The 23,999-nt window shown below is 59.8% G+C and carries 22 protein-coding genes and 2 pseudogenes; 14 read left to right on the top strand and 10 right to left on the bottom strand.

The window, feature by feature from the left end; translation table 11 throughout:
* From RAZWK3B_RS04525 to RAZWK3B_RS21580, 5 genes and pseudogenes are all read left to right on the top strand, one after another.
* Positions 1–3,132, top strand: coding sequence for an efflux RND transporter permease subunit (locus RAZWK3B_RS04525; RefSeq protein WP_007812652.1), 3,132 nt, complete (start codon positions 1–3; stop codon positions 3,130–3,132).
* A 4-nt stretch (positions 3,133–3,136) separates the two neighbouring features.
* Positions 3,137–4,984, top strand: a complete 1,848-nt coding sequence (locus RAZWK3B_RS04530; protein ID WP_007812654.1) for a glycerophosphodiester phosphodiesterase family protein — start codon at positions 3,137–3,139, stop codon at positions 4,982–4,984.
* 28 nt (positions 4,985–5,012) lie between these two features.
* A complete protein-coding gene (locus RAZWK3B_RS04535; protein WP_007812655.1) occupies positions 5,013–5,531 on the top strand; it encodes an HdeD family acid-resistance protein in 519 nt (172 codons plus the stop codon).
* A gap of 10 nt (positions 5,532–5,541) precedes the next feature.
* Positions 5,542–6,051 carry a DUF308 domain-containing protein gene (locus tag RAZWK3B_RS04540; protein WP_007812658.1) on the top strand — a complete coding sequence of 170 codons (510 nt, stop codon included), beginning with the start codon at positions 5,542–5,544 and terminating at the stop codon, positions 6,049–6,051.
* Positions 6,052–6,084: 33 nt separating this feature from the next.
* Positions 6,085–6,357 (top strand): annotated as a pseudogene (locus tag RAZWK3B_RS21580) (DDE-type integrase/transposase/recombinase); the annotation flags it as partial.
* A gap of 180 nt (positions 6,358–6,537) precedes the next feature.
* Here RAZWK3B_RS21580 and RAZWK3B_RS04545 read toward each other — a convergent pair.
* The 8 genes and pseudogenes from RAZWK3B_RS04545 to RAZWK3B_RS04580 all read right to left on the bottom strand — a co-directional run bounded on the left by RAZWK3B_RS04545 (position 6,538) and on the right by RAZWK3B_RS04580 (position 12,787).
* Positions 6,538–7,176 (bottom strand): flavin reductase family protein, encoded by a 639-nt coding sequence (locus RAZWK3B_RS04545; RefSeq protein ID WP_232279478.1) that lies wholly within the window; start codon positions 7,174–7,176, stop codon positions 6,538–6,540.
* A 64-nt stretch (positions 7,177–7,240) separates the two neighbouring features.
* On the bottom strand, positions 7,241–7,552 hold the full coding sequence (locus RAZWK3B_RS04550) for a hypothetical protein (protein ID WP_157132156.1): 312 nt from the start codon (positions 7,550–7,552) through the stop codon (positions 7,241–7,243).
* A 10-nt stretch (positions 7,553–7,562) separates the two neighbouring features.
* Positions 7,563–9,120 (bottom strand): annotated as a pseudogene (gene tnpC / locus RAZWK3B_RS04555) (IS66 family transposase).
* Positions 9,121–9,174: 54 nt separating this feature from the next.
* On the bottom strand, positions 9,175–9,528 hold the full coding sequence (tnpB, locus tag RAZWK3B_RS04560; protein WP_007812645.1) for an IS66 family insertion sequence element accessory protein TnpB: 354 nt from the start codon (positions 9,526–9,528) through the stop codon (positions 9,175–9,177).
* Complete coding sequence (gene tnpA, locus RAZWK3B_RS04565) at positions 9,525–9,956, bottom strand: IS66-like element accessory protein TnpA (protein ID WP_007811945.1); 432 nt, start codon at positions 9,954–9,956, stop codon at positions 9,525–9,527. The genes tnpB and tnpA overlap by 4 nt, the downstream gene beginning before the upstream one ends.
* A complete protein-coding gene (locus RAZWK3B_RS04570; protein ID WP_007812668.1) occupies positions 9,880–11,265 on the bottom strand; it encodes a tripartite tricarboxylate transporter permease in 1,386 nt (461 codons plus the stop codon). Before RAZWK3B_RS04570 ends, tnpA begins: the two co-directional genes overlap by 77 nt.
* 3 nt (positions 11,266–11,268) lie before the next feature.
* Positions 11,269–11,730 carry a tripartite tricarboxylate transporter TctB family protein gene (locus tag RAZWK3B_RS20125; protein WP_007812670.1) on the bottom strand — a complete coding sequence of 154 codons (462 nt, stop codon included), beginning with the start codon at positions 11,728–11,730 and terminating at the stop codon, positions 11,269–11,271.
* 88 nt (positions 11,731–11,818) lie between these two features.
* Positions 11,819–12,787, bottom strand: a complete 969-nt coding sequence (locus RAZWK3B_RS04580) for a Bug family tripartite tricarboxylate transporter substrate binding protein (RefSeq protein ID WP_037295062.1) — start codon at positions 12,785–12,787, stop codon at positions 11,819–11,821.
* A gap of 345 nt (positions 12,788–13,132) precedes the next feature.
* Here RAZWK3B_RS04580 and RAZWK3B_RS04585 point away from each other — a divergent pair, with 345 nt between their 5' ends.
* The 4 genes from RAZWK3B_RS04585 to RAZWK3B_RS04600 are packed head-to-tail and all read left to right on the top strand — an operon-like array spanning position 13,133 to position 16,382.
* On the top strand, positions 13,133–13,900 hold the full coding sequence (locus RAZWK3B_RS04585; protein ID WP_007812673.1) for a fumarylacetoacetate hydrolase family protein: 768 nt from the start codon (positions 13,133–13,135) through the stop codon (positions 13,898–13,900).
* A 15-nt stretch (positions 13,901–13,915) separates the two neighbouring features.
* Positions 13,916–14,650, top strand: coding sequence for a GntR family transcriptional regulator (locus RAZWK3B_RS04590; protein ID WP_007812675.1), 735 nt, complete (start codon positions 13,916–13,918; stop codon positions 14,648–14,650).
* Entirely contained in the window at positions 14,650–15,303 is a 654-nt protein-coding gene (locus tag RAZWK3B_RS04595; protein WP_007812677.1) for a polysaccharide deacetylase family protein, read from the top strand. The genes RAZWK3B_RS04590 and RAZWK3B_RS04595 overlap by 1 nt, the downstream gene beginning before the upstream one ends.
* 47 nt (positions 15,304–15,350) lie before the next feature.
* Positions 15,351–16,382 (top strand): 5-methyltetrahydropteroyltriglutamate--homocysteine methyltransferase, encoded by a 1,032-nt coding sequence (locus RAZWK3B_RS04600; protein ID WP_007812679.1) that lies wholly within the window; start codon positions 15,351–15,353, stop codon positions 16,380–16,382.
* 285 nt (positions 16,383–16,667) lie between these two features.
* Here RAZWK3B_RS04600 and RAZWK3B_RS04605 read toward each other — a convergent pair whose 3' ends face one another.
* Together RAZWK3B_RS04605 and RAZWK3B_RS04610 are read right to left on the bottom strand one after the other, a co-directional pair.
* A complete protein-coding gene (locus RAZWK3B_RS04605; RefSeq protein WP_007812681.1) occupies positions 16,668–17,783 on the bottom strand; it encodes an NADH:flavin oxidoreductase/NADH oxidase in 1,116 nt (371 codons plus the stop codon).
* A 166-nt stretch (positions 17,784–17,949) separates the two neighbouring features.
* Positions 17,950–18,834 (bottom strand): HAD-IIA family hydrolase, encoded by an 885-nt coding sequence (locus RAZWK3B_RS04610; protein WP_007812683.1) that lies wholly within the window; start codon positions 18,832–18,834, stop codon positions 17,950–17,952.
* A gap of 292 nt (positions 18,835–19,126) precedes the next feature.
* Here RAZWK3B_RS04610 and RAZWK3B_RS04615 point away from each other — a divergent pair, with 292 nt between their 5' ends.
* The 5 genes from RAZWK3B_RS04615 to RAZWK3B_RS04635 all read left to right on the top strand — a co-directional run bounded on the left by RAZWK3B_RS04615 (position 19,127) and on the right by RAZWK3B_RS04635 (position 23,999).
* On the top strand, positions 19,127–19,903 hold the full coding sequence (locus tag RAZWK3B_RS04615; RefSeq protein WP_007812687.1) for a DeoR/GlpR family DNA-binding transcription regulator: 777 nt from the start codon (positions 19,127–19,129) through the stop codon (positions 19,901–19,903).
* Complete coding sequence (locus tag RAZWK3B_RS04620) at positions 19,900–20,937, top strand: ABC transporter ATP-binding protein (protein WP_037295065.1); 1,038 nt, start codon at positions 19,900–19,902, stop codon at positions 20,935–20,937. Before RAZWK3B_RS04615 ends, RAZWK3B_RS04620 begins: the two co-directional genes overlap by 4 nt.
* 42 nt (positions 20,938–20,979) lie before the next feature.
* Entirely contained in the window at positions 20,980–22,236 is a 1,257-nt protein-coding gene (locus tag RAZWK3B_RS04625) for an ABC transporter substrate-binding protein (RefSeq protein WP_037295067.1), read from the top strand.
* Positions 22,237–22,299: 63 nt separating this feature from the next.
* The gene (locus tag RAZWK3B_RS04630) at positions 22,300–23,193 is read left to right on the top strand and encodes a carbohydrate ABC transporter permease (protein WP_007812694.1); all 894 of its coding nucleotides are present in this window, start codon (positions 22,300–22,302) and stop codon (positions 23,191–23,193) included.
* Positions 23,190–23,999, top strand: coding sequence for a carbohydrate ABC transporter permease (locus RAZWK3B_RS04635; protein ID WP_007812696.1), 810 nt, complete (start codon positions 23,190–23,192; stop codon positions 23,997–23,999). Before RAZWK3B_RS04630 ends, RAZWK3B_RS04635 begins: the two co-directional genes overlap by 4 nt.

The following is a 23,999-nucleotide window of genomic DNA, read 5'->3' on the forward strand; positions in this document are numbered from 1 at the left end:
ATGCTGGCCGATACCTTCATAAAACGCCCCCGCTTTGCCGGGGTTATCTCAATTGTTCTGTTCCTCGCCGGGCTCATCGCGCTGACGCGGATGCCGGTGGAGCAGTTCCCCGATATCGTGCCGCCACAGGTCTCTGTCAGCGCCAGCTATCCGGGCGCAGGCGCCGAAGTGCTGGAACAGACCGTAGCGCAGGTGATCGAGGATCAGATCGTGGGTGTCGACGATATGATCTACATGTCGTCCACCTCCGGCGCTGACGGCACCTACATCCTCAACATCAGTTTCGAGGTGGGGACCGACCCCGATATCGCCACGGTGAATGTGCAGAACCGCGTCTCTCTGGCCGAGCCGCTCTTGCCGTCGGAGGTACGCCAGACCGGCGTGCGCGTGGCCAAGAAATCCTCTTCCCTGCTTATGGGCATAGCGCTCTATGCCGAAAGCGAGGCGTTGGAGGGCAGCGACCTGACCAACTACGCCCGGCTCAACCTCATGGACCGGATCAAGCGAGTCGAGGGGGTGGGCGATGCCTCGATGTTTGGCGCCAACGAATTCGCCATGCGCGTCAATCTGAACGTGGACCGTATGGCGGCGCTTGGTCTTGTGCCATCCGATGTCACCGCCGCCTTGCGCAGCCAGAATCTGCAAGCCGCCATCGGGCGCGTGGGCGGACAGCCTGTGACTGAGGATCCGGGGCTGCAGCTCAACATCTCGACCAAGGGGCGGCTGTCGAGCCCCGAGGACTTCGGCGCGATTATATTGCGCGCGGGCGTGGATGGCAGTGTGGTCCGAATTCGCGACGTCGCCGAGGTGACACTCGGAGAGAAAAATTCCGACGTGGTGACAAGCTTCGACGGCAGGCCCGCCACGCTGATCGGAATTTACCTCGCGCCGGGTGGCAACGCCATCGCGGCAGCCGACAGCGCCAAGGCGATGATGGAAGCGGCGAAGGCGGATTTCCCGGAGGGCATGGCCTACGAAATCGTCTCGGACAGTTCCACCTTCGTCAAGGAAAGCATCGCCGAGGTCGAGCACACGCTGATCGAGGCGTTCATCCTCGTGGTGCTCGTGGTGTTCATCTTCCTTGGCTCGCTGCGCGCCACGATTGTGCCGCTTATCGCCGTTCCGGTGGCGCTGGTGGGTACTTTCGCGGTGATGCTGGCGATGGGCTTCTCGCTCAACACCGTGTCGCTGCTGGCGCTGGTTCTGGCCATCGGGATCGTCGTGGATGATGCCATCGTCGTTGTCGAGGCGGTCGAGGCGAAGATGGAGCAGAACCCGGAGATGACACCCGCCGAGGCGGCCTCGGCGGCGATGTCTGAGATCACCGGCGCGATCCTCGCGATCACCATGGTGCTCTTGTCGGTTTTCGTGCCGGTCGCCTTCATTCCAGGCATCTCGGGGCAGCTCTTCCAGCAATTCGCCGTGGCGGTATCGGTATCGATGGTGATCTCGGCGATCAACGCGTTAACGCTGTCACCTGCGCTCTGCGCAATCATTCTCAAGCCGCATCACGGGCCGAAGAAGGGGATCATGGGTGCCATCTCGCGCGGAATCGACAAGGGGCGTGATGGGTACACCAAGATCGCCGGCGCCATCGCAAGGCGCGCCGTGCTGGGGCTGGCGCTGCTGATCGGGGCCTTCGCGCTCACCGGCGGGCTTTTCAAGGCAGTGCCCACCGGCTTCCTGCCGTCCGAGGATCAAGGCTCCTTCATCGTCGAGACGCGCCTGCCCGAGGCGGCCTCGGTCAACCGCACGCTCGTGGCGCAGCGCGAGGTCGAAGAGATCCTGCTCGGCCTGCCAGGTGTGGAATCGGTCACCTCGGTGACCGGCTTCTCGCTGCTCGATGGCATCACCAAGTCCAACGCTGCCTTCGCCCTGGTATCGATGCAGGAATTTGCAGAGCGGACCACAGAAGAAACCAGTGTCTTCTATGCGATCAACCAGGCGATGCGGCAGGGCGCGGCGATCCGCTCGGCCCAGATCATCGCCTTCAACTTGCCGCCCATCGCTGGGCTTGGCAGTGGATCGGGCTTCGAGATGCAACTGCTCGACACTCAGGGGCGCACGCCACAGGAGTTGGCCGAAACCGCGCGGGGGCTTTCCTTTGCCGCCAACGGCAATCCGACGCTTTCGGGGGTCTATAGCACGTTCTCGGCCAACAGCCCGCAGCTTTTCCTCGAGATCGACCGCGAGCGGCTCTATGCGCTGGGCATTCCCGTATCGGATGTCTTTGCCGCTCTACAACCGACGCTTGGCTCGGCTTATATCAACGATTTCAACCTTTTCGGCCGGTCATGGCAGGTTCGCATGACCGCCGAGCCGGAATATCGCGATGCGATCGACGATATCGCGCGCATCCAGGTGCGCAGCGCCTCCGGGGAGATGGTGCCGGTGGGTGCGTTTGCCCGCGCCGAGTATATTACCGGACCGATGTCGCTCTCGCGCTACAATAATCAGCGCGCGGCCAAGGTCAGCGGCAATCCCGCAGAGGGCTTCTCGTCCGGCGCGGCGCTTTCCGCCATGGAAGAGGTGGCCGCGGCCAACCTGCCGCCGGGCTATGATTTCAAATGGACCGGCACTGCGTTGCAGGAGAAGCAGGCCGCGGGACAGACCACGGTGATCCTCGCGCTGGCGATGCTGTTCGCCTATCTGTTCCTTGTGGCGCTCTATGAGAGCTGGACAATCCCGGTACCGGTGATGCTATCTGTAGTGTTCGGCGTAGCTGGCGCGGTTGCAGCGCTTTTGCTCGCCGGGCTGCCCTTCAACATCTATGCCCAGATCGGGCTGGTGGTGCTTCTGGCGCTTGCGGCAAAGAACGCCATTCTGATCGTGGAATTCGCCAAGGCGCGGCGCGAGGCGGGTGAGGAGATCCTGCAGGCCGCCATCTCTGGCGCGCATGCGCGTTTCCGGGCTGTGATGATGACCTCCTTTGCCTTTATCGCCGGGCTCATCCCGCTGGTCACGGCCGAGGGCGCGTCGATGTTGTCGCGACGCGGCGTTGGTACCGGTGTGGCGGGGGGCATGCTGGCGGCGGCGCTGGTGGGGATATTCGTGATCCCCGCTCTCTACGTCGTGTTCCAATCCTTGCGCGAGCGGGTAAAGGGCCGTGGTCCTTCCGACGCAGAGACCTGATGCCATGACAGGCGCGGCGATCATAAGGGCCTATCGCCGCGCCCTGGATCATCTGTTTCAGCTGTTGGCCCTGCATCTGAGTGTCCGGCTCGCGGTCTCGGTGCTGCTCTTGCCGCTGGCGGGTGTGTTCCTAGGCCTCGTGCTGCGCTGGTCGGGCGATCCGGCGCTGACCGATCAAGAAATCGCCGGGCTACTGTTCAGCCCCATGGGCGTGCTTGGCGCGCTGGCCGTGGTCGCCGTGCTGATTGTCGCAGCGATCCTCGACCTTGCGCTGATGGCGGCGCTGTGGCGCCGGCCTGTGTCGGGTATCGGGGTGGCTCTGGTCAATGCCTGGAATATGGTGTTGCCGGGTCTGGGTGGGGTATTTCGGTTGGCGCTGCGCCTGCTGTTGCGGATATTGGCAATCTGCCTGCCGTTCCTCGCGCTCGCGGGGTTCGTGGCGGGATTGGGGCTGACCGCGCATGACATAAACTATTACCTAACCTGGCGACCACCGTCCTTTCTGCTGGCAGCGGGAGTAATCGCGGCGCTCGTTTTGATCATGGCGGGCCTGCTGATCTGGCGGCTCGGGGGCTGGGCGCTGGCCCTGCACCTTCGGTTGATCGACGCGATACCGGCGCGCGACTGTCTCGCGCAGAGCGAGGTTTATCTGCGAGCGCGGCGCGGCGCGGTGATCCGGGGCATCCTGATCTGGCTCGTGCTGCGGTTGGCGCTCGGGGCTGGCATCGCGGCGGCACTGGGGGCGCTTGGCGCGGGAGCGCAGGCATTGGTCCTTCCGGATCTGGGCCGAGTTGTGGTGGCGACGGTTTTGACGCTGGCGCTCTGGTCGCTGCTGAACGCGGTGGTGGCCGCCGTGTCGAACGGAGCACTGGCCGCGCTGCTCGACGATCTGCACCGCCGCGCCGCGCCAAGGATATTGGCCCCACGGCCCGATTACGAGCCACGTGGCGGCGTGCTGGTGCTGGGTGGTCTGGCTGTGGTGGCCGGGCTGGCAGGGCTCGGCTCAGCCGTGGTTTTGGGCGATGTGACGACACGCTTGGCGACCCCACACCCCGTCGAGATCATCGCGCATCGGGGCGCGGCGGCGGCCCGGCCCGAGAATACGTTGGCCGCGGTGGAAAAGGCGCTTGAGGATCGCGCTGACTGGGTCGAGATCGACGTGCAGGAAATCGCGGACGGCACTGTTGTCGTGACGCATGACAGTGACTTCATGAAGCAGGCCGGCGTGGCACTGAAAGTCTGGGATGCGGAACTGGACGATCTGGAAAGGATCGATATTGGCAGCTGGTTCGACCCGAGCTTTGCCGCCGCGCGTGTTCCAACGTTGCGCGCGGTTCTGGAGACGGCCAAGGGGCGCGGGCGTATCCTGATCGAACTGAAATATTATGGCCATGACGACCGTCTGGAAGAGCGTGTCGCGCAGATCGTCGAGCAAACCGGAATGGCCGCAGATGTCATGATCATGTCGCTAAAGCGCTCCGGCGTGAACAAGATGCGCGAACTGCGCCCCGATTGGCCGATGGGCATTCTGGCGGCACGTGCGATCGGCGACCTGACGGGACTCGACGCCGAGTTCCTGGCCGTCAATACCGGGCAGGTCTCGGGCAAACTCCTGCGCCGCGCGCATGACGCAGGTCAGAAAGTTTTTGTCTGGACGGTCGACGATCCAAGGGCAATGTCCCGGATGGTCTCGATGGGGGTTGACGGGCTCATTACCAATGAACCCGCCCTTGCGCGGGAGGTGATGGAGGCGCGCGCGGACCTGTCCTTGTCCGAAAGGCTGCTGGTCTGGCTGAGCGACATGTTTAGGCTGGACAGTTTTAACCTGGTGGCGGAGCCAACAGATGCATGAGACCTGTTTTTGATCGAGGAGAAATGCGATGAAATCTTCTGTTTTGCTAATCGGAATAGGCGTGCTGTCCCTGCTGGGCGGTATAGTTGCCTTGCTGAACCCCCTGGCGGCTACGCTGACCGCAGAAATGCTGACCGGATATCTGTTCATGGCCATCGGCGTTCTGATGCTGCTGTCGATATTTTCGGATGACAGTTGGGGATCGCGGCTGCTGTCACTGGTGCTCGGGATTGCTTTGCTGGCTATCGGGGTCAATCTGGTCAGCAACCCGCTTCAGGGCGTGCTGCAACTGACCGTTGTCGTCGCTATCCTGATGCTCATTATCGGCCTTTTGCGTCTTGTCGTTGCCTTCAGAATGAAAAGTGCCGGGCTCAAGGCGTTGCTTATTGTGTCTGGGATTATTTCGCTCGCGCTGGGCACGATGATCCTGACGAGTTTTCCATTTTCAGCGGCAGTGGTGCTGGGTATCCTGCTTGCGATCGAGCTGATCTCCAACGGGATATCCATGATCGCTCTGGGTCTGGCCGCCCGAAAACCGGCAAGTTGAGGAGGCGACGATGAAAAACTGGCTATGGTGGCTCCTGGCGGGGATTGTCGCATTTGCGGGAGGTGTGCTGGGCCTGATCAATCCGAATGCAGCGCAGATCACGTCCACCACCATCACGGGCTGGGCGCTTGTCGTGATGAGCCTCTTGCAGGGCCGCGCCGCCTGGAAATCGGCCGCCTTACGAGAGCGCGCCGGGGCGGGCCTTTTCGCTGTGGCAGGGCTGTTTCTCGGCCTTTCGCTTCTCATGGGGCCCTTCGGTGATGGCACGCTTTTGCGCTGGATGCTGTGCGGGCTGCTTTTGGTCGTGGGGCTTGCGAAACTGTGGATCGGGCGGCACTTCAAGACCGATCCGCTGTTCTGGGTGGTTGCCGTGGCGGGCGGGCTCTCCATCGTCTTGGGACTGATCGTGCTGTTGGGCGTAGGCCTGCAATTGGGTGTCATACTGTCGCTGGAACTTCTGGGCAGCGGAGCGGCGCTCGTGGTGATGGCGTTGCGGTTGGAAAAACCGGTGGCACATTGAACCTTGAGAATTTGTTGTCCTGTGCTGGCGGCTTGGCGGCATCGGTTCGGTCCGATGTTTGAGGCGGAGCTCCGAAAACGCCGAATTTCCGACATGAAATCAAGAAATTGGTGTTTGCATTTGAGCGAGATGTTCGTGAAGACCAACGGGGAGTGTCATTATCTCTGGCGGGCCGTAGACCACGAAGGCGAGGTCCTTGACAGCGTTGTGACGAAGCGCAGAAACATGCCGGTCGCGTTGAAATTGCTCGAAAATAAATTCGGTTGCACACCAAAAAGACGTGCCAAGCCGTCCCGATCCATTACGTCATGCATCATTAATTTTTGTCGCGAGATCCTTCCATGCAGCATGATCCAGTATCTCATGCCGCTAGCATGGGCTTCAGCTTATTGTTCTCATTTTTCAGGGCCCTTCCTTTTCTTGGACGGATTGCCCCCACCTCAATGGGCTTATTTCAGGTGGAGCGGTCGGCCTTCACGTGCTGCTTCAGACAGGGTCATCGGGTCGGCGTAAGGTCCAAGACTGAGTGATCGTCGTATATTCGCGGTAACCGAGCCGAGCGACCGGTGTGGCGGCACTGGTGTCGAAAATACCCTCTTGCAGGAACTCATCCTTAATATGTGTGCGCACCACCTCGCCGATGACAACATAGCGATCCAAGAGCACCCCATGTCGATCCTTTATTTGAAACGCATCTATGGTGACGCATTCCATGGCCGCGGGACTGGCGGCGACAAAGGGCGCCCGTATGACAACAGGCTGGCCCTTTTCAAGACCTGCAAGATCGAACTCGCTGATGCCGTCCGGCACGTTTTCCGATGCTATATTCATCGCATCGACAAGATCGGCGGTCACAAGCGAGAAGGTAAATTCGCCGGTATCACGTGCGTTGATGTAGGAATGTTTTGCGCCCTCGCTTGCAAACATCACCATGTCCGGCCCGGAGCCGACACCATTGAAGAACGAATAGGGCGCGAGATTCGCGACACCATCGGCATTCAGGGTTCCAATCCAACCGATGGGTCTGGGGGCGATGATCGCCTTGAACGGATTGAATGGGAGCACGTCGGGGCGATCGCTTCCATAATGCATGGCAAGTCTGTCCTTTTTCGACGGAAGCGACATGAATGCGCTTCGCTGGCGCGTGTTTGTGACCGGCCTGACGTTGGGAGGCCGGGCCGATCTGATATTACCGCCGGACACGGCTTAGAAAGCGGAGTGCGGGCTTTCTGAGGGGCATCACGATCAACAGAAATGCCAAGCCGAGCATCACCGCGCTTGCTGGGCGTTCGAGAAAGACCGATGGATCGCCGCGAGCGATGACAAGCGACCGGCGCAGGTTTTCTTCCATCATCGGACCCAAGATGAAGCCAAGCAGGACCGGTGCGGGATGAAACCCGCGGCGGACCAACAGATATCCGAGCACTCCGAAAACAAGTGTCACGAAGACATCAAAAATGTTGTTCGAGACACTGTATGATCGTAAGCGTTCGCTGGACAACACTGACGGCTTAGCTTGACGGCTTGAAGTTCCACGGTAGCAAGTCTTCGATATGGTTTTGCGGGTGGCCATTGGCGATCGCTGTGAGGGTTGCCTTGAGATAGGCGAAGGGCTCGACGCCGTTGATTTTGCAGGTTTCGATGAGCGAGGCAATGCGGCCCCAAGCGATGCCGCCCTCGTCGTGACCCGCGAAGAGTGAGTTCTTGCGGTTCAAAGCGATCGGTCGGATCATGTTTTCGACGCGGTTGTTGTCGATCTCGACGCGACCATCAGCCAAGAAGGTCTGCAGCCCGTCCCAGTGATTGTGGATGTAAGTCAGCTTTTCGCCCAAGCGGGATTTGGCAGAGACCTTGCGTCGCTCAGCCTGCAGCCAATCACCGAAGGCCGCGACCAGTGGAGCGCTGTGGGTCTGGCGGGCAGACAATCGCTGGCCGGGGGAGATGCCACGAATGTCAGCTTCTACGGCATAGATCCCGGCGATGCGGCGCAGGCCTTCGGCGGCGATCTCTGATCTATCGCGGTCAAAGACTTCGTTCAGTTTGCGCCGGGCATGGGCCCAGCAATGGGCCACGCGAATGGGATTGCCGCCCTTGCGGGTAGGCTTGGTCAGCCGGTTGTAGCCCTGGTATCCGTCGATCTGAAGGATGCCATCAAAGCCTGTCAGGAATGTTTCGGCATTCTGGCCCGCGCGCCCGGGGGCATAGAAGTAGACCACGCCTGGCGGGTCCTCACCGCCCCATGGTCGGTCATCGCGGGCCAGTGCCCAGAGATACCCGGTTTTGGTTTTGCCGCGCCCTGGGTCCAGCACCGGGGCCGTGGTTTCATCCATGAACAGCTTGCTGGATCGCTTCAGATGGTCGGTCAGCCGGTCGACGACGGGCTTGAGATGGAACGCCGCCTTACCCACCCAATCGGCCAGCACAGCGCGGTGCAGATCAAGACCCGCCCGCGCCAGAATCTGGCTTTGGCGGTATAGTGGCAGGTGGTCGGCATATTTGCTGACCAGCACATGGGCGATGGTCGCCTCGGTCGGCAGGCCGCCCATGATCAGATGCGATGGTGCGGGGGCTTGGGTCACGCCGTCGGTGCAGGTCCGGCAGGCGTATTTCGGGCGCACGGTGACGATGACGCGCAACTGCGCTGGCACGATATCCAGCCGCTCGCTGCGGTCTTCACCGATCTTGTGCATGACGCCACAGCCACAAGGGCAAATCAGCTCTCGGGTTCGATGACCTCTTCGATGCGGGCAATGCTGTCGGCAGATTGCCGATGGTGCGCTTCGGCGCAGGCTTGGTTGTCGTCTTGTCACCTGACCTGTCAGCCAGATGTTCCTTCTGCACCTCGACCTCTGCCAGTGCGATGGACAGATCCTCGAACGCCAGCTGTCGCTCATCCTCGGTCAGCTTTTCCGACCGCTTCCCATGCAGGGCATGGTTCAACTCGGCGATCAGGTGCTCTTGCCGTTGGGTTATTTCTGTGAGCGCCGCTACCTTTTCCATCAACGCCAGAACCGCCGCGCGTTGCGCAGCCGGGATAGCGGAAAGATCAAGTTGCGGGGCAGTTTGCATAGGCCATAGCTACCCAGATGCCCCAGTAAAATCACGCAAAAACATATGGTTGATTCACTCTGCCGCAGCAGGGGGGCGCGCCTCTAAGGCTTTAACCTTACGCCAGTCCAGCCCGGCAAACAGCGCCTCGAACTGGGCATGGTTCAACGCCATCACCCCGTCCTTGATCGCAGGCCAGGTGAAGGTTGCCTCCTCCAGTCGCTTGTAAGCCATCACCAGACCGGTGCCGTCCCAGTAAAGAAGCTTCAGCCGATCGGCACGGCGCGATCGGAACACAAACACCGTGCCGGTGAACGGATCCTTGCGCAGCACAGATGACACGATTGCCGCCAGACCATCATGACCTTTCCTGAAGTCCACTGGCTGCGTCGAGACCAGAACCCGCACGCGGTTTGACGGGAACATCATGGCCGCGCCCCGATTGCCCGCACGATCTCGGCAATCCGGTCAGAACTGGTGGTGCCATCGACCCGGATTGTCACACGACCTATCGCAATCTCGATGGGTTTACAGGACAACCCGTCAGGCTTTGTGGGCTGCCCGGCGACAGCCGGCACATCCGCACCGCCGCCACCATCCGACACGACGATCGGTGCAAAACAGAAGCTGTCATCTTCAACCACAGGCAAAACCAACCGGCCATCACGTGCCCGACTACGCCATTCCGATAAATGGTTCGCCCGAAGACCATACCGCGCCGCAACTGCATTCACGCTCACACCTGGCTGCAAACTCTCAGCAACGATCCGAGCCTTTATCTCATCCGGCCAGCGTCGCTGTCCGTTGGTCCTTATGTCCACCCCGTAATCCCGGAGAAACTCCAACGTAGTCGCCATCGCGAAACTCCTGCACCGATCTCCATCGGACATGGCATCGCAGGTCAGACAAGCGGGTAAAAGGTGAGGGCCAGCGACCGCTTACGTATGATCCGAGGCAGATGAAAAAGATCACGACAGGGTGCAGAATGCGGGACGGTACCGTGATGATCCTTACAAGCAGGCCGATCAGGGGCAGATTAAGGAACAACAGGATGAGATTACCGATCCAGAAGCTCACTAGAAGACCCCAGAACATCGCCGGTTCGTTGGCGATGAACTGTGGGCCGGGAATGACGCCGTGCATGATCATGGCGCCGAGCAGGATCGCCATTACAACGTCGCCCGGGATCCCAAGGCTCAATGTCGGAATGAAGGCCGCTTGAACGGCAGCATTGTTGGCAGCTTCGGGCGCCGCCACGCCTTCGGGTGCACCTTTTCCAAAGCGATCCGGGTCGCGGCTTGCCTTCTTCTCTGCGGCGTAGGCCATGAAGGAAGCCACCGTCGGTCCGGCACCGGGCAGAGCGCCGATCATCGAGCCGATGGACGTTCCGCGCAGAATTGGCAGCCAGAGGCGTGACAGATCCTCACGACTTGGCAACATCGAGGCGAGCGACAGGTCCTGGATCATCGTTTTGGACGTGTGCGTGGAGGGCCCGGCCATTTTCCTTACAATTTCGGCAACACCGAACAGACCCATCGCGACCGAAATCAGGCTGATTCCATCCGTCAATTCGAGAAAGCCAAAGGTATAGCGCATGGCCCCGGAATTGATATCCATGCCGACAATTCCGAAGATGAGGCCAAACACCACCATCACCAACGACTTGAGAGGCGATCCGCCCCCGATGGTGCAGGCTGCGACAAGTCCGAGCACCATGACGGCGAAGTATTCCGTGGATTTGAACCGCAGGGCGATTTCAGCGATCGCCGGGGCGAATGCCATCACCACGAGGATGGACAAAGTGCTGCCGCAGAAGGAGGCGACGGCGTTGATGAACAGAGCAAAGCCCGCCCTGCCGGATTGTGCTAACGGATATCCGTCAAGCGCAGTCACGGCCGTCGACGCTGTGCCGGGCAAGTTCAGAAGAATGGAAGAGATGGACCCTCCGTATTGCGCACCGTAGAAAATACCGGCCAGCATGATCAGAGCGACGGTCGGATCGAGACCAAAGGTCAGCGGCAGCGCAACCGAGATGGTCACCATGGGTCCAATCCCCGGAAGCGCGCCCACAAACGTTCCTATGCAGCACCCCAGAAAACAGTAAAACAGGGCCTCTACCGTAAAGGCTGTTTGAAAACCGAGCGCGATATTCGAGAAAAGATCCATTGCCTACATCATCGTCCAGATTTCAGGTGCCAAAGGTTGCAACGGAAGCCTGAGCACCACCACGAACAGCAGATATCCTACGGCCCATAGCCCTGCGATCAGTCCCACAACCGTTGGCAGACTTACGCGTTCAGGTTCCGCAGCCACGACCAACAGAACCATGGCCGCCGTAGCAGGAAAGAGCCCCAGAGTTTCCAGCAGACCGGCGAACGCAGCGAGGGCAAGCGAGATAAATATCAGGCCCCGCGGATTGCGCGTATCATCCCGGTTTTCGTCCTGGCGTTCGAAAAGGAGGCCAACACCCAAAATCGCCATGATCGTCCCAAGCCCGAGCGGAAAAAATCCGGGACCGATGCGGCGCATGGTGCCGATCGAAAGTTCAAGGCCGCCATAGATGACGAAAAATCCGAACCCTATGATCGTCAGGCAAAAAAGATCATGGGCGAAATTCCGATGACGCAACATGCAGCAAGCCTTCCATGGCGGATCAGTGCAAGAAGCCTGATGTGACGCATGCTAAGCGTCACATCCGGCACCGGAGACAAACTGGATATCAGTTTGCTTGCGCGTTGGCGGCGCTGGCTATGTCGCCCCATTTCTTCACTTCCGACGAAATGAAGCCTTCCAGCTCCGCGAAAGGGATCTCGCCCTTCGAGATGCCGCTTTTGACGAAATGCTCGCTCACCGCATCGGACGCGAGCGCGTTCGTGACGGCAGCGTTGAGTTTTTCCGTAACATCTGTGGGCATATCTGCGGGGCCATGCATCAACCACCATGCAATAAGATCGAACCCTTCGTAGCTGTCATTGATCGGCGGCACTTCGGGGGCCACTTCGGACCCCGCGGCCCCACTCACACCGAGTGCCCGGAGTTTTCCTGCATCCACGTTTTGCTTGGCGGAGACTGGATGATTGAACATGAAATCCACCTCGCCCGACATGACGGCGGCCAGGCCGACGGCACCCGAGCCGAATGGGACGTGGATCATGTTGGTGTCGCTGAGCGTTTTCAACAATTCGCCGGCCAGGTGAGTCGAGGTGCCGTTGCCGGTCGAAGCGAAGGTCACACCGTCCTCTGATCTGGCGGCTTCGACCAGATCATCGAGCGACTGGAAACTGGACTCAGCACTGACCACCAGAAGGGTTGGCGTGTAGCCGACAAACGCAATTGGCGTCACGTCACTCTCGGGGTCGTATGGCAGTTCAGGGAAAATCGACTTGTTGATCGCCAGCGTGCCAACTGTGGCCATGGCAATGGTGTAGCCGTCCGAGTCGGAGGACACCACGTCCTGAGTTCCGACGCTGCCGCCGGCGCCAGCACGGTTCTCGACGACGACGGTCTGGCCCAATTCCTGCGACATGCCCTCGGCGATGAGCCGACTTACGGTGTCCGTAGATGTCCCGGCGGCAAATGGGACGATCATGGTTATGGGCTTGTCGGGAAAGGACTGCGCCGAAACGCTTCCCGCCAAGCCAAGCATGGCGGCAACCGATACCGCCATCATGTTGCGAATAGTTGTCATTGTAGTTCCTCCCTCGCGCTTTTTTCTGCGCGCTCCGCAATCGGCGCACGGGTGTGTGCACCTTGTTTCGTCCTGCAGTGCGACAGGTCGTCACTGCTGCAGGTGGAATTCTACGAGCGCCCGTTCGTGAGTCAATTAAAATCGATATTTTTGAAAATGTATTGAGAAAGTATTTTTTATCGATAATAGTCGCGACAAGTTGCAGACTGCTTTTGATCGAAGACATGCAAGCGAGGGAAGATGCGCTACGCAAGGTATGAAACAGATGGACGCGTTCGGCTGGGCGCTATTGTTGGTGCGGATATCATTGATATCGCGAGCCTTTCTTCAAAAGCCCCGGAAACGATGCTAGAGTTCATCGGCGCGGAGCCTGACCTGCATGAGGCGCTTGGACAGCGTTTGTCCGACCCAGGTGTCGAGCGCGTTTCTCTGAAAGATTGCAGGCTGCTGTCGCCGCTCCCCAATCCCGGCAAGATCATCTGTCTTGGCCTGAACTATGCGGATCACGCCAAGGAAGGCGGGCATGCCGTCCCGGATTACCCGGCCTTGTTCCTGCGCGCGGCAAGCTCGATGATCGGGCCAAAAGATCCGATGATCCTGCCGGAATGTTCCGAGCAATTGGATTATGAAGCGGAGCTGGTCATCGTTGTTGGCCGCCGTTGCCGACATGTGGCCGCCGCTGACGCTGGTTCGGTGATTTTTGGCTACACGGCGTTCAACGATGGCAGCATCCGAGAGTATCAGCGGCTGACCGCACAGTGGACAGCGGGCAAGAATTTTGATGGCACCGGCGCGCTTGGCCCCTGCATCGTCACGGCGGACGAGTTGCCGCAGGAAGCGAGCGGTTTGCGGATACAGACGCGGCTCAACGGTAAGATCATGCAGGACTCGAATACCGATCAAATGATCTTCAGCTCATTCCGGACCATCGAGATCCTGTCGCAGATCATGACCTTGGAACCTGGCGATCTGATCGCCATGGGGACACCGAGGGGTGTCGGCCATGCGCGTCGCCCTCAGGTTTGGATGCGCGATGGCGACACCGTCGAGGTAGAGATTGAAGGGATCGGAACGATCAGCAATCCTGTGGTGGCAGAGCGGATCAGTGCATGAGGACGTCCAACTGCGGTGACACGCAGCCGGGCCAAAACGAAAATCGAGGGTGATATGCGATTGGAGCAAAAGGTTTCGGAAAATCCCCGTGCGTTCCGCTCACGGACCAGCGAGACGCATATGCGCATCCGGGATGCCGTCATCAGCGGCAAACTTAAGCCGGGGACGAAACTCAAGATTGAACATCTTTCCCGGGAGATCGGGGTTGGGGCGACGCCTATTCGTGAAGCGTTGAGTTCCTTGGTATCCGATGGCCTTGTCGTCCGCGAGGATCAGCGTGGGTTCCGTGTGGCCGGCATCAGTGGCCGCGAGTTTGACGAGCTGCTTCATGTGCGATCCTTTGTCGAAGAACGCGCGTTGCGCCTTTCCATCGAACGTGGTGGCCCTGAATGGGAAGAGGGTATCGTTGTTGCCTTGTACAGACTGCAGTCCATAGCACCTTCGGAGACCTACGATCCGGCATGGGAGGGATGTCACCGCGAGTTTCACCTGGCGCTCAATGCGGGTTCGGGCTCAGAGACGTTGCTTCGTCTGTGCAGTCAGTTCTTTGACGAAAACAGCCGCTACCGGCATCTTTCGCGATATGGCGGCACCGCGCCGCGAAGTGTAACGGACGAGCATGAAGGCATTGCAGAGGCGGCGCTGGCTCGGGATGCGGATCTGGCCGTCGAAAAGCTGATGACCCACTACAATCGCACCGGCAAGCTGTTGCGTCAGGCGTTGCAGGATGCCGACGAGGCGGCTGACTGATGCCAAAGCGATTGACCCTGACCTTTGACAATGGGCCATGGCTTGGCGCGACCGAGACGGTTCTGGCCTTTCTGGCCGAGCGCAAGTTTCTTGCGACATTCTTTATGGTGGGCGCGCGTCTTGACGATCCGAACGCGCGTGCACTTGCCGAGCGGGCCATGTCCGAAGGTCATTGGATCGGCAACCACACCCTTACGCATGGTGCTCCGCTTGGTGGCGAAGAAGGCGCAAGCCGATTTGCGGATGAGATTGGCCTGGCACAGCAGAAGCTTGGCACGCTGGCGCATCCGCGCAAATTTTTCCGGCCGAATGGGGGAGGCGCTTTGGGAACGCATCTCTTGTGTCCCGAGGCGGTCGAATATCTTGCACAGAATGGCTTTACCGTCGTCACCTGGACGTCGGCGCCCGGAGACTGGCAGCCGCCGCACAGGCACTGGATGGAGCGTGCGCTTGCCGATCTTGCGCGTGACGACTGGACGGTTCTTGTGCTGCACGACCGGTTCATCGCCCCTCAGATCGACGTCCTCGCAAGGTTTTGTGATGAGGCCCGGTCCATGGGCGTGGAGTTCGTTCAGGATTTCCCCAAAAGCTGCCTGCCGATCGAGAACGGGATCGTGCGTGAGGCGACAGAAAAAATCAGCACCTTCGCGTGAAACGACACTGCGACCTGAGCCAAATTTGAAGCGATAGGATGGCCTTCATGTACGATAAACTCTTCCCGACGAGCCTCGTTGGCAGCTACCCTCAGCCGGACTGGCTGATTGATCGCGCGAAGCTGCGCTCCAAGGGCCCGCCGCGTGTGCGCGACCTTTCGCTTTGGAAGGTGGCCGAGGCTGATCTGGCTGAGGCGCAAGATGCGGCCACGCGTCTGGCTGTTCTCGATCAGGAAGAGGTTGGTCTTGATATTATAACCGATGGCGAGGTGCGCCGCGAGAGTTACTCGAACCATTTCGCCACGTCACTGGATGGCCGTGACCTCGATAATCCAGGCACGAAGACGGGTCGAAGCGGACGTCCGATGGTGGTGCCGCGTGTCGTTGGCCCGATCCGGCGGCGCGAGCAGGTGATGGCCCGCGAGGCTGCTTTCCTGCGTCGCTGCACCAAACACCTGACGAAAATGACCTTGCCCGGGCCGTTCACGATGGCGATGCAGGCCTTGAACGAACACTACCCTGACGAAGAAGCGTTGGCGCTTGCCTATGCGGATGTCTTGCGGGATGAGATCGCAGACATCTTCGCAAGCGGGATCGATATCGTTCAGCTTGATGAACCCTATATGCAGGCGGAGCCGGAATCTGCCCGCCTATTTGCCATCAAGGCCATCAACAAGGCGCTTGAAGGGGCGGCCGGGCGAACGGTGGTCCATATGTGTTTCGGCTATGCCTACATCATGGATCAGACGAAACCTCAGGGCTATTCGTTCCTGCGCGAGCTTGACGATTGCGCGGCTGACGAGCTTTCCATCGAAGTATCGCAGCCACGGCTGGACCTGTCCCTGATCGCCGGAATGAAGAAAGGGTTTCTGATCGGGGCGCTTGACCTTGGCAGAGACACCGCCGAGACCCCGGAAGAGGTGCGAGACACATTGGTTGCGGCCGCGTCCGTGATTCCTGCTGCGAATATCGTGGCGGCACCGGATTGCGGTATGAAGTACCTGACACAAGAGCTGTCACAGGCAAAATTGGCCGCGCTTGTGGAAGGCGCCGCCATGGCGCGCTCCATGTTCAATTGAGGTCCAGCTATCGGATACCTTGGGCGTCGCTTGTTTGAGGCATAGCCGTAGATGTGGCCTGTTGTGGTCTCCCACAGGTCTACCGGTTCGCGCCAAGCAAGCGACGCAGGAAAGCATAATCGTCACAAAAGCAAAGCCCCAAGTCGGAACCGCCACCGCACACCTTTTTCGCAATCGAGAGAACCGCCGCGCGACCCGAAGGGGCCGCCGCTTCACCCGCGCCAATCGGCATATCAAGCCAAATAGGCTCCGGTTCGAAACCGAGGAAAGTTCAGTGGCTGCTCCCTACCTCTGACCAACCGTTGCATTCTTGAAGAGCGCCTTATACTGGCGCGGCTGAGACCGCCAGTATTGCGGCGAGGCCTCGATCTCCGCCCCGAGTTGCGCTGCGGCGTGCCACGGCCAGCGCGGATCATAGAGCATACCTCGCGCAAGAGCGATGGCATCAGCCTCGCCTTTCTCCAGGATCGCTTCTGCATGGGCCGGGTCGGTGATGAGGCCTACGGCTATGGTCGGTAATCCCACGGCCTCCTTCACTCTCGCAGCGAGAGGGACCTGATAACCGTCGGACAGTGGGATTTGCTGTTTGGGAGACACGCCTCCTGAAGAGACATGAATGGCCGCGCAGCCGCGCTCCTTCATGCGGTGGGCCAGAGCAACTGTGTCCTCTATGTCCCAGCCACCCGGGACCCAGTCCGTTGCGGATACGCGAACCCAGACCGGGATATCGTCCGGGATGGCGGCCTTGATCGCGTCGAAAACCTCCAACGGAAAGCGCATCCGGTTTTCAAGGCTCCCGCCATAGTCATCCAGGCGTTCGTTTGCGATCGGAGACAGGAACTGATGCAGCAGGTATCCATGCGCCATATGCACTTCGATCCCGCGAAAACCGAGGGCCACTGCGCGGCAGGCAGACGCGGCGAAATCTTTCCGAACCTTCTCCAGACCCGCTTCGTCGAGCGCCAGCGGCACGTCCTCTCCTGATGCATGGGGCAAGGCCGAGGGGGCGACCGTTTTCCAGCCACCGGGCTCATCCGGGCGGATCTGTGCTCCGCCCTCCCATGGCGTCTGACTGGAAGCCTTACGCCCTGCATGGGCAAGCTGTATGACCATGGGCGAGATCGCGTGCTTTGTGACCGCGTCCATCACGCGTTTCAGCGCAGTTTCGTTCTCGTCGGAATACAGGCCCAAATCACTCGGTGTAATCCGCCCTTCTGGTGAGACGGCCGTTGCCTCGATCACAAGCACTCCGGCGCCCGACAGGGCCAGGTTGCCCAGATGGATGATATGCCAATCCTGAGCGTTCCCGTCGACGGCGGAGTATTGACACATCGGCGCAATGACGATCCGGTTCTCAAGCTTCATCGGCCCAAGCATCCACGGCGAGAAGAGTTTGCTCATTCGATCTATTCCTTGTCAGTCAGCGCCAGCAACGGCCGTCACTTAAACTGCATTTCTCTGGATTGTCACGGGCTGTGACCCTTGGCCTGCACGCGCGTCAGCAACCTGTTGCACGATCCACCCCAGCTCAGCCGTCAATCCAGCAATGTGGTCGGTCGATCGGCCTTTATATCCGCGACAATGTCCAGGTCGGATATATCTGCGACCGGCTGCAATAGGTGCTGGCGTCGTGACCTGAAAACAGCCCGTCCATCTCCACAAGAACGGTTTTCCACCCGCGGGCGGCCGCACCCAGAATGTCGGTATGCAGGGTGTCGCCACACATCACGATACGATCCGGCGCGATTCCGGGCAGAGAGGCTTCGATCATGTCGTAGACTTGTGCAAAAGGCTTCCCAAAGAACCGGATGTCGTCAAAGCCCTGATCCGCCAGCAGGTGCCCGAAATAGCCGGGTTCGAGGGAAAAACCATGTTCACGCGGTGCAACAAGGTCGGCATTCGCGATGATGAGTGGCCTTGGGGTCTTTCGCAGCGATGCTTCCAGGGTTTCCTGCCTGCCGGCCGACCATGCTTCGGTCGACAGGAACAGAAACCCGTCGACCAGATCATAGCAGGCGGGATCATCCACCAAGCGGCGAGTTGGCACCGGGATGTCCGACAGATCATCCTGTGGCGCGGCGATGCAGCCCCAAAGCCCGGTCTCAAGTCTTGCCAAGGCGGCATCACGGCTCGTGACGATCTCGTTGCTTCGAACATGCATCGCCAGCTTCTGAAATTTGGTGAGCGCCCCCTCGTGATTGTAGCTTGCCGCATTGGACAGAATGCGAATCTGGTGCCCGGACTTGCGCAGATCGGCCAGACGGTCCGACGCGCCCGGAATGGCGCTTTCCCCGATATTGAGCACCCCATAGGCATCGAAAATGAAGGCGTCCGCCTGGTCGGCGATGTCACGCAAGGAGGTGATCGCCGTCGTTCCCGGGGAAAACTCGGCAGACGGCAGACGGTGTCGAACGGCTTCGTAGCGATCGAATATGGTGGCGACATTATCCATATGAGTGGCGCATCCCCTTCAAGCGTCGAAAGATCGCGACGCGACGTTTGCACGTGCCTGCCCTGACCTTTTCAAACTTACAACGCCTTCTGGAAAATAAAAGTGAAAACCACAAAGCTACATTTAATATTGTTGTTACATCCATAATGTATCCCCCGAGTCGCAGGGTGCAGCGCAATAAAATAGCGTACTTCGGATAAATGGTGTGTCTGGGTAACGGCGGGCGATCCAAATAAATGTTGCTTTGTGGTTTTTATTCGCCAACAATCAATCAAAACGGGGGGAGTCGGTCATGGCGTCGAAGAAAATCCGGCGACGCGATTTGATACAGCAGGTCGTGCAAGAGCAGGGCGGCATGAGCGTTGGCGCGCTGGCCGAGATGTTCGGCGTGTCCATGCAGACGATCCGGCGTGACCTTGATACGCTCTGCGACGGGCAGGCCCTTCAGCGCTCGCATGGGCGCATCGAGCTGGCAGAGGGTCGGGGGAATACCCCTTTCGATCAGCGCGCTGGCACCAATCTTGTCGGCAAGCGTGCCATCGCCAGCAGTGCCGCTGCGCTGATCCCTGATGGCTCCACCATCTTCATCTCGATCGGCTCAACGGCCCTAAGCGTCGCGCGTGCGCTGCACCGCAAGAAGGAACTGACGGTCATCACCAACAACCTGAGCGTGGCGATGGCGCTCAGCGAAGAGATATCAAACCGCATCATCGTGCCTGGCGGTGAAATCCGTCTTCCTGACCGTGATTTCGTCGGAGAGGAGGTCGTGGAGTTCTTCAGCCGTTACAGGGCCGAGTTCGCGATCTTCGGCACCGCCGGCATCGACCCTGATGGCAGGCTTCTGGAGTTTCACCAGGCCGAGGTTCGCGCCACCTATCAGATGTGGCGCAACGCGCAAAAATCCATCCTCGTGATCGACCGCAGCAAGTTCGGACGGCTTGCCCCGTCCGTTGGCGGAAGTCTTTCGGAGTTGGACACCATCATCTGCGACCGCCCGCCGTCTGACCAGTTTCACCATCTGATCGAGCCTTTGGGCGGGCGGATCGTGTTTGCAGAGGAGGCCGAATGATGGAAGACGCGTTCGTTCAATTGGATGGCGTGGCCAAACGCTGGAATGGCCAGCTTGGTGTCGAGGACATTTCCCTTTCCATTCCGCGCGGGTCTTTCGTGGCGCTTCTCGGGCCGTCGGGCTGTGGCAAGTCCACGACCCTACGGCTGCTGTCGGGGTTGGAGCTCGCGGATGAGGGGCGGATCATCATCGACGGGAAGGACGTGACCACGGCCGCGCCATCCGAGCGTAACCTGTCCATGGTGTTCCAGTCCTATGCGCTTTTTCCGCATCTCAGTGTCGCCGAAAACGTGATCTTCGGCCTCAAGGTCCGCAAGGTCGCAGCTGCGGAACGGCGCGAAAAGCTGCGTCGCGCGCTCGAGATTACCGGCTTGCTCGGCTATGAGGCGCGCAAGCCCGGCGAGCTGTCGGGTGGCCAGCGTCAGCGCGTGGCACTGGCCCGCGCGATCGTGGCAAACCAGCCGCTTTGCCTGATGGATGAGCCGCTGTCGAACCTCGATGCAAAGCTGCGCGCTTCGGTGCGCAAGGACATCAAGAAACTGCAGGTCGATCTGGGGATCACCGTGATCTACGTCACCCACGATCAGACCGAGGCCATGAGCATGGCCGATATCGTTGTCCTGATGAAGGACGGGCGTATTCAGCAAGTCGGCGCACCGGAGAGCCTGTATTACCGCTCCGCCAACACCTTTGTCGCCGAATTTGTCGGGTCCCCGCCGATGGCGCTTGTCGAAGGCTCGGCTCTGCCCGGCTTTGAAGGCGCCGCAAAGATCGGCCTGCGCGCCGAGAGCCTGAGCTTGGCCAAGGCGGGTCAGGGCCGGCTGAAATGCCTCGTTTCAGAATGCGAGTTCCTCGGATCCGAGACATTCGTGGGGCTGACGCATCCCGCGGCCAAGGGACTGACCATTTCGATGCCCGGGCTGCAGACCATTCCAACTGGAGAGGAGCTGGAAATAGATTTTGCCGACGAGGATCTGCATTTTTTCGACGCAGACGGAAATCGAACCAACCACGTAAAACGCGTGTCGGCCTGACGGCCGGCGCACCCGCACGTGTTCAATCCAAGGGAGACCATCATGAACACTATCAGGAAGATCGGACTGTCCACTGCCATGGCAACCATGATTGCCGCACCGGTTGCTGCCGAAACCGAACTGACGATGTATTACCCCATCGCCGTCGGCGGCGCGCTGACCGAAGTCGTCGATGGAATCGTCGCGAAATTCGAAGAGGCAAACCCCGATATCAAGGTCAACGCGATCTATTCGGGCAATTACGACGACACCCGTGTGCGCGCCCTTTCGGCCATCGCCTCGGGCGAGCCTGCGCAATTGGCGGTCATGTTCTCGATCGACGCCTATGATCTGATCGAACAGGAAACGATTGTCGCCTTCGAGGACATCGAAGGTGTGGATACGGCATGGCTCGACAGCTTCTACCCCGCCTTGATGGCCAATAGCCGGATCGAAGGCAAAACATGGGGTATCCCGTTCCAGCGGTCGACGATCGTGGCCTATTACAACAAGGACATGTTCCGCGAGGCAGGCCTTGACCCCGAAGCCCCGCCCACAAGCTGGGAGGAACTGGTCAGCATGGGCAAGGCACTGACCAAGGGTGACACATATGGCCTGATGATCCCGTCCACGGGCTACCCCTATTGGATGTTCCAGGCCCTTGCCATTCAGAACGGCAAGGAGCTGATGTCCGGGGATGGCCTCGAAACCTATTTCGCCGATCCTGCCGTGGTTGAGACGCTGGAGTTCTGGAAGTCCCTGTCGGCGGAACATGGCATCATGCCGACCGGCACGGTCGAGTGGGGCACCCTGCGTCAGGCTTTCCTCGAAGGTCAGACGGCTATGATGTGGCACTCCACAGGCAACCTGACCGCAGTCAAGAACAGCGCAAGCTTTGATTTCGGCGTTGCCGAACTTCCGGCAAATGTGCGTCCCGGATCGCCGACCGGCGGTGGAAACTTCTATGTTTTCCAGGACACGACCGACGAAGAGCGCGCCGCCGCCCTCAAACTGATCGAGTTCATGACCGCGCCCGAGCAGGCCGCGGAATGGTCGATTGCCACGGGCTATATGGGCGTGTCGCCCGCCGCTTACGAGACGGAAGCGCTCAAAGCCTATACGGTGGAATTCCCGCCCGCTCTGGTCGCGCGCAATCAGCTTGAAAACGCCGTTGCCGAATTCTCGACCTTCGAAACGGCGCGGGTCCGCGATGGGCTGAACAATGCAATCCAGGCAGCGCTGACGGATGCCAAGTCGCCAGCTGACGCCCTGGCCGAAGCGCAGGCCGCCGCCGAGCGTCTTCTCAAGGACTACCGTTAATCTTCATCGGGCGCCAGGTTACGGCCTGGCGCCCGTTCCCGTCAGGGCGAAAGGCCGGATTGCATGGCAAAGCACGTGAATATCGAACGCCGCAGACAGGCCATTTACGGCTGGCTGTTGCTGTCGCCCGCCATGATCCTTCTCACGGCTTTCGCCTTCTATCCGTCCCTTGCCACCCTCTGGACAAGCGTGTTCAGCCGTGGAACCCGCCGCCGCCCAAGCGAATTCGTCGGAACCGAGAATTACACCGACCTTTTTGCCGACCCCACGTTCTGGAAGGTGGTCACGAACAATCTCATCTACGCCGGGGCGACGATCCCGCTGTCCATCGCCATTGCGCTTGGAATGGCTCTGTGGGCCAATTCCAAGATCCCGGCGCGCAGTTTCGTGCGAACCGCCTATTTCACGCCGACGGTTCTGCCGATGATCGCCGCGGCGAACCTTTGGCTGTTTTTCTACACGCCGGGGCTTGGCGTTCTGGATCAGATCGGGTCGCTGTTCGGCCTGCCAACGGTCAATTGGCTGGGCCAGCCTGAAACGGCGCTTTGGGCCGTGATCATCGTGACGATCTGGAAAGAAGCCGGGTTCTTCATGATCTTCTACCTCGCGGCCCTGCAGACCATTCCCGAAGACCTCAAGGAAGCCGCCGATATCGAAGGGGCCAGCCGATTTACCTATACGCGCAGGATCGTGCTGCCGCTGCTGATGCCGACAACCTTGTTCATCATGGTAAACGCGTTGATCAATTCCGTGAAGCTGATCGACCACCTGTTCATCCTGACCAAGGGTGGCCCGAACGATGCATCCAAGCTGATCCTCTATTATATCTGGGAGATGGCCTTTGCCTTCTTCGATGCGCCTCAGGCCGCTGCCATGACGATCATGATCCTTGTGGTGCTCGGCGTCGTCGCAGGTATCAAATTCACCATTCTCGACAAACGGACACATTACCAATGAGCGGCCTGTCACGATATATCGAGAGTTTTGGCGCCCTGTTGCTGGCAGTGATCTGGATTTCGCCCTTGGTGTTCGCATTCTGGGCAGCGTTTCACACCACGTCGGACGCGGTGAATTTCAACCTCGCGGCGCCCTGGACGCTCGACAATTTCAGGACGGCATGGGACGGGGCGCCGTGGCTGCGGTATTTCCTCAATACCTTCTTGCTGGTGACCGTCATTCTGATCGGGCAGTTCTTCGTCACGACCCTTGCCGGTTTCGCCTTTGCGCAGGTGCGCTTTCCGGGCCGGGACATCGTGTTCATTCTCGTGCTCATGCAACTGTTCATTCTGCCCGAGGTTCTGATCGTCGAGAATTACGTCATGGTCTCGCGGCTTGGCATGTTCGATACGATCCTGGGCGTTGGCATGCCCTACATGGCGTCCGCCTTCGGTATCTTCCTGATGCGGCAGGCCTTCAAGGGCGTCCCGATCGAGCTGCACGAGGCTGCCCGCGTCGAAGGCTGCGGCTGGTTCGGTATCCTGTGGCGGGTCTATGTGCCCTTGGCACGCCCCACCTACCTTGCGTATGCCCTTGTGTCCGTGTCGACCCATTGGAACAATTTCCTCTGGCCGCTGATCGTGACCAACTCGCCGGATACACGGCCGCTGACCGTCGGTCTGTCGATCTTCGCAGCACCCGAGAACGGCGTGGATATCAGCGTGATCTCGGCGGCAACGATCATGTCGGTGGCCCCGCTTTTGATTGCGTTCCTCGTCTTCCAGCGGCAATTCGTCCAGGCGTTCCTGCGCGCGGGGATCAAATAG

Source organism: Roseobacter sp. AzwK-3b (genome assembly GCF_000170875.1).
Taxonomy (GTDB): Bacteria; Pseudomonadota; Alphaproteobacteria; order Rhodobacterales; family Rhodobacteraceae; genus Roseovarius; species Roseovarius litoreus.

Excerpts from the sequence above, each read along its gene's own strand:
- RAZWK3B_RS04540 (WP_007812658.1), top strand. The coding sequence starts at position 5,542 with ATGAAAAACTGGCTATGGTGGCTCCTGGCGGGGATTGTCGCATTTGCG.
- RAZWK3B_RS04525 (WP_007812652.1), top strand. The coding sequence starts at position 1 with ATGCTGGCCGATACCTTCATAAAACGCCCCCGCTTTGCCGGGGTTATC.
- RAZWK3B_RS04595 (WP_007812677.1), top strand. The coding sequence starts at position 14,650 with ATGCCAAAGCGATTGACCCTGACCTTTGACAATGGGCCATGGCTTGGC.
- RAZWK3B_RS20125 (WP_007812670.1), bottom strand. The coding sequence starts at position 11,730 with ATGTTGCGTCATCGGAATTTCGCCCATGATCTTTTTTGCCTGACGATC.
- RAZWK3B_RS04545 (WP_232279478.1), bottom strand. The coding sequence starts at position 7,176 with ATGTCGCTTCCGTCGAAAAAGGACAGACTTGCCATGCATTATGGAAGC.
- RAZWK3B_RS04535 (WP_007812655.1), top strand. The coding sequence starts at position 5,013 with ATGAAATCTTCTGTTTTGCTAATCGGAATAGGCGTGCTGTCCCTGCTG.
- RAZWK3B_RS04615 (WP_007812687.1), top strand. The coding sequence starts at position 19,127 with ATGGCGTCGAAGAAAATCCGGCGACGCGATTTGATACAGCAGGTCGTG.
- RAZWK3B_RS04625 (WP_037295067.1), top strand. The coding sequence starts at position 20,980 with ATGAACACTATCAGGAAGATCGGACTGTCCACTGCCATGGCAACCATG.
- RAZWK3B_RS04635 (WP_007812696.1), top strand. The coding sequence starts at position 23,190 with ATGAGCGGCCTGTCACGATATATCGAGAGTTTTGGCGCCCTGTTGCTG.
- RAZWK3B_RS04600 (WP_007812679.1), top strand. The coding sequence starts at position 15,351 with ATGTACGATAAACTCTTCCCGACGAGCCTCGTTGGCAGCTACCCTCAG.
- RAZWK3B_RS04585 (WP_007812673.1), top strand. The coding sequence starts at position 13,133 with ATGCTAGAGTTCATCGGCGCGGAGCCTGACCTGCATGAGGCGCTTGGA.
- RAZWK3B_RS04610 (WP_007812683.1), bottom strand. The coding sequence starts at position 18,834 with ATGGATAATGTCGCCACCATATTCGATCGCTACGAAGCCGTTCGACAC.
- tnpB (WP_007812645.1), bottom strand. The coding sequence starts at position 9,528 with ATGATGTTCCCGTCAAACCGCGTGCGGGTTCTGGTCTCGACGCAGCCA.
- RAZWK3B_RS04620 (WP_037295065.1), top strand. The coding sequence starts at position 19,900 with ATGATGGAAGACGCGTTCGTTCAATTGGATGGCGTGGCCAAACGCTGG.
- RAZWK3B_RS04580 (WP_037295062.1), bottom strand. The coding sequence starts at position 12,787 with ATGACAACTATTCGCAACATGATGGCGGTATCGGTTGCCGCCATGCTT.
- RAZWK3B_RS04630 (WP_007812694.1), top strand. The coding sequence starts at position 22,300 with ATGGCAAAGCACGTGAATATCGAACGCCGCAGACAGGCCATTTACGGC.
- RAZWK3B_RS04570 (WP_007812668.1), bottom strand. The coding sequence starts at position 11,265 with ATGGATCTTTTCTCGAATATCGCGCTCGGTTTTCAAACAGCCTTTACG.
- tnpA (WP_007811945.1), bottom strand. The coding sequence starts at position 9,956 with ATGGCGACTACGTTGGAGTTTCTCCGGGATTACGGGGTGGACATAAGG.
- RAZWK3B_RS04605 (WP_007812681.1), bottom strand. The coding sequence starts at position 17,783 with ATGAGCAAACTCTTCTCGCCGTGGATGCTTGGGCCGATGAAGCTTGAG.
- RAZWK3B_RS04530 (WP_007812654.1), top strand. The coding sequence starts at position 3,137 with ATGACAGGCGCGGCGATCATAAGGGCCTATCGCCGCGCCCTGGATCAT.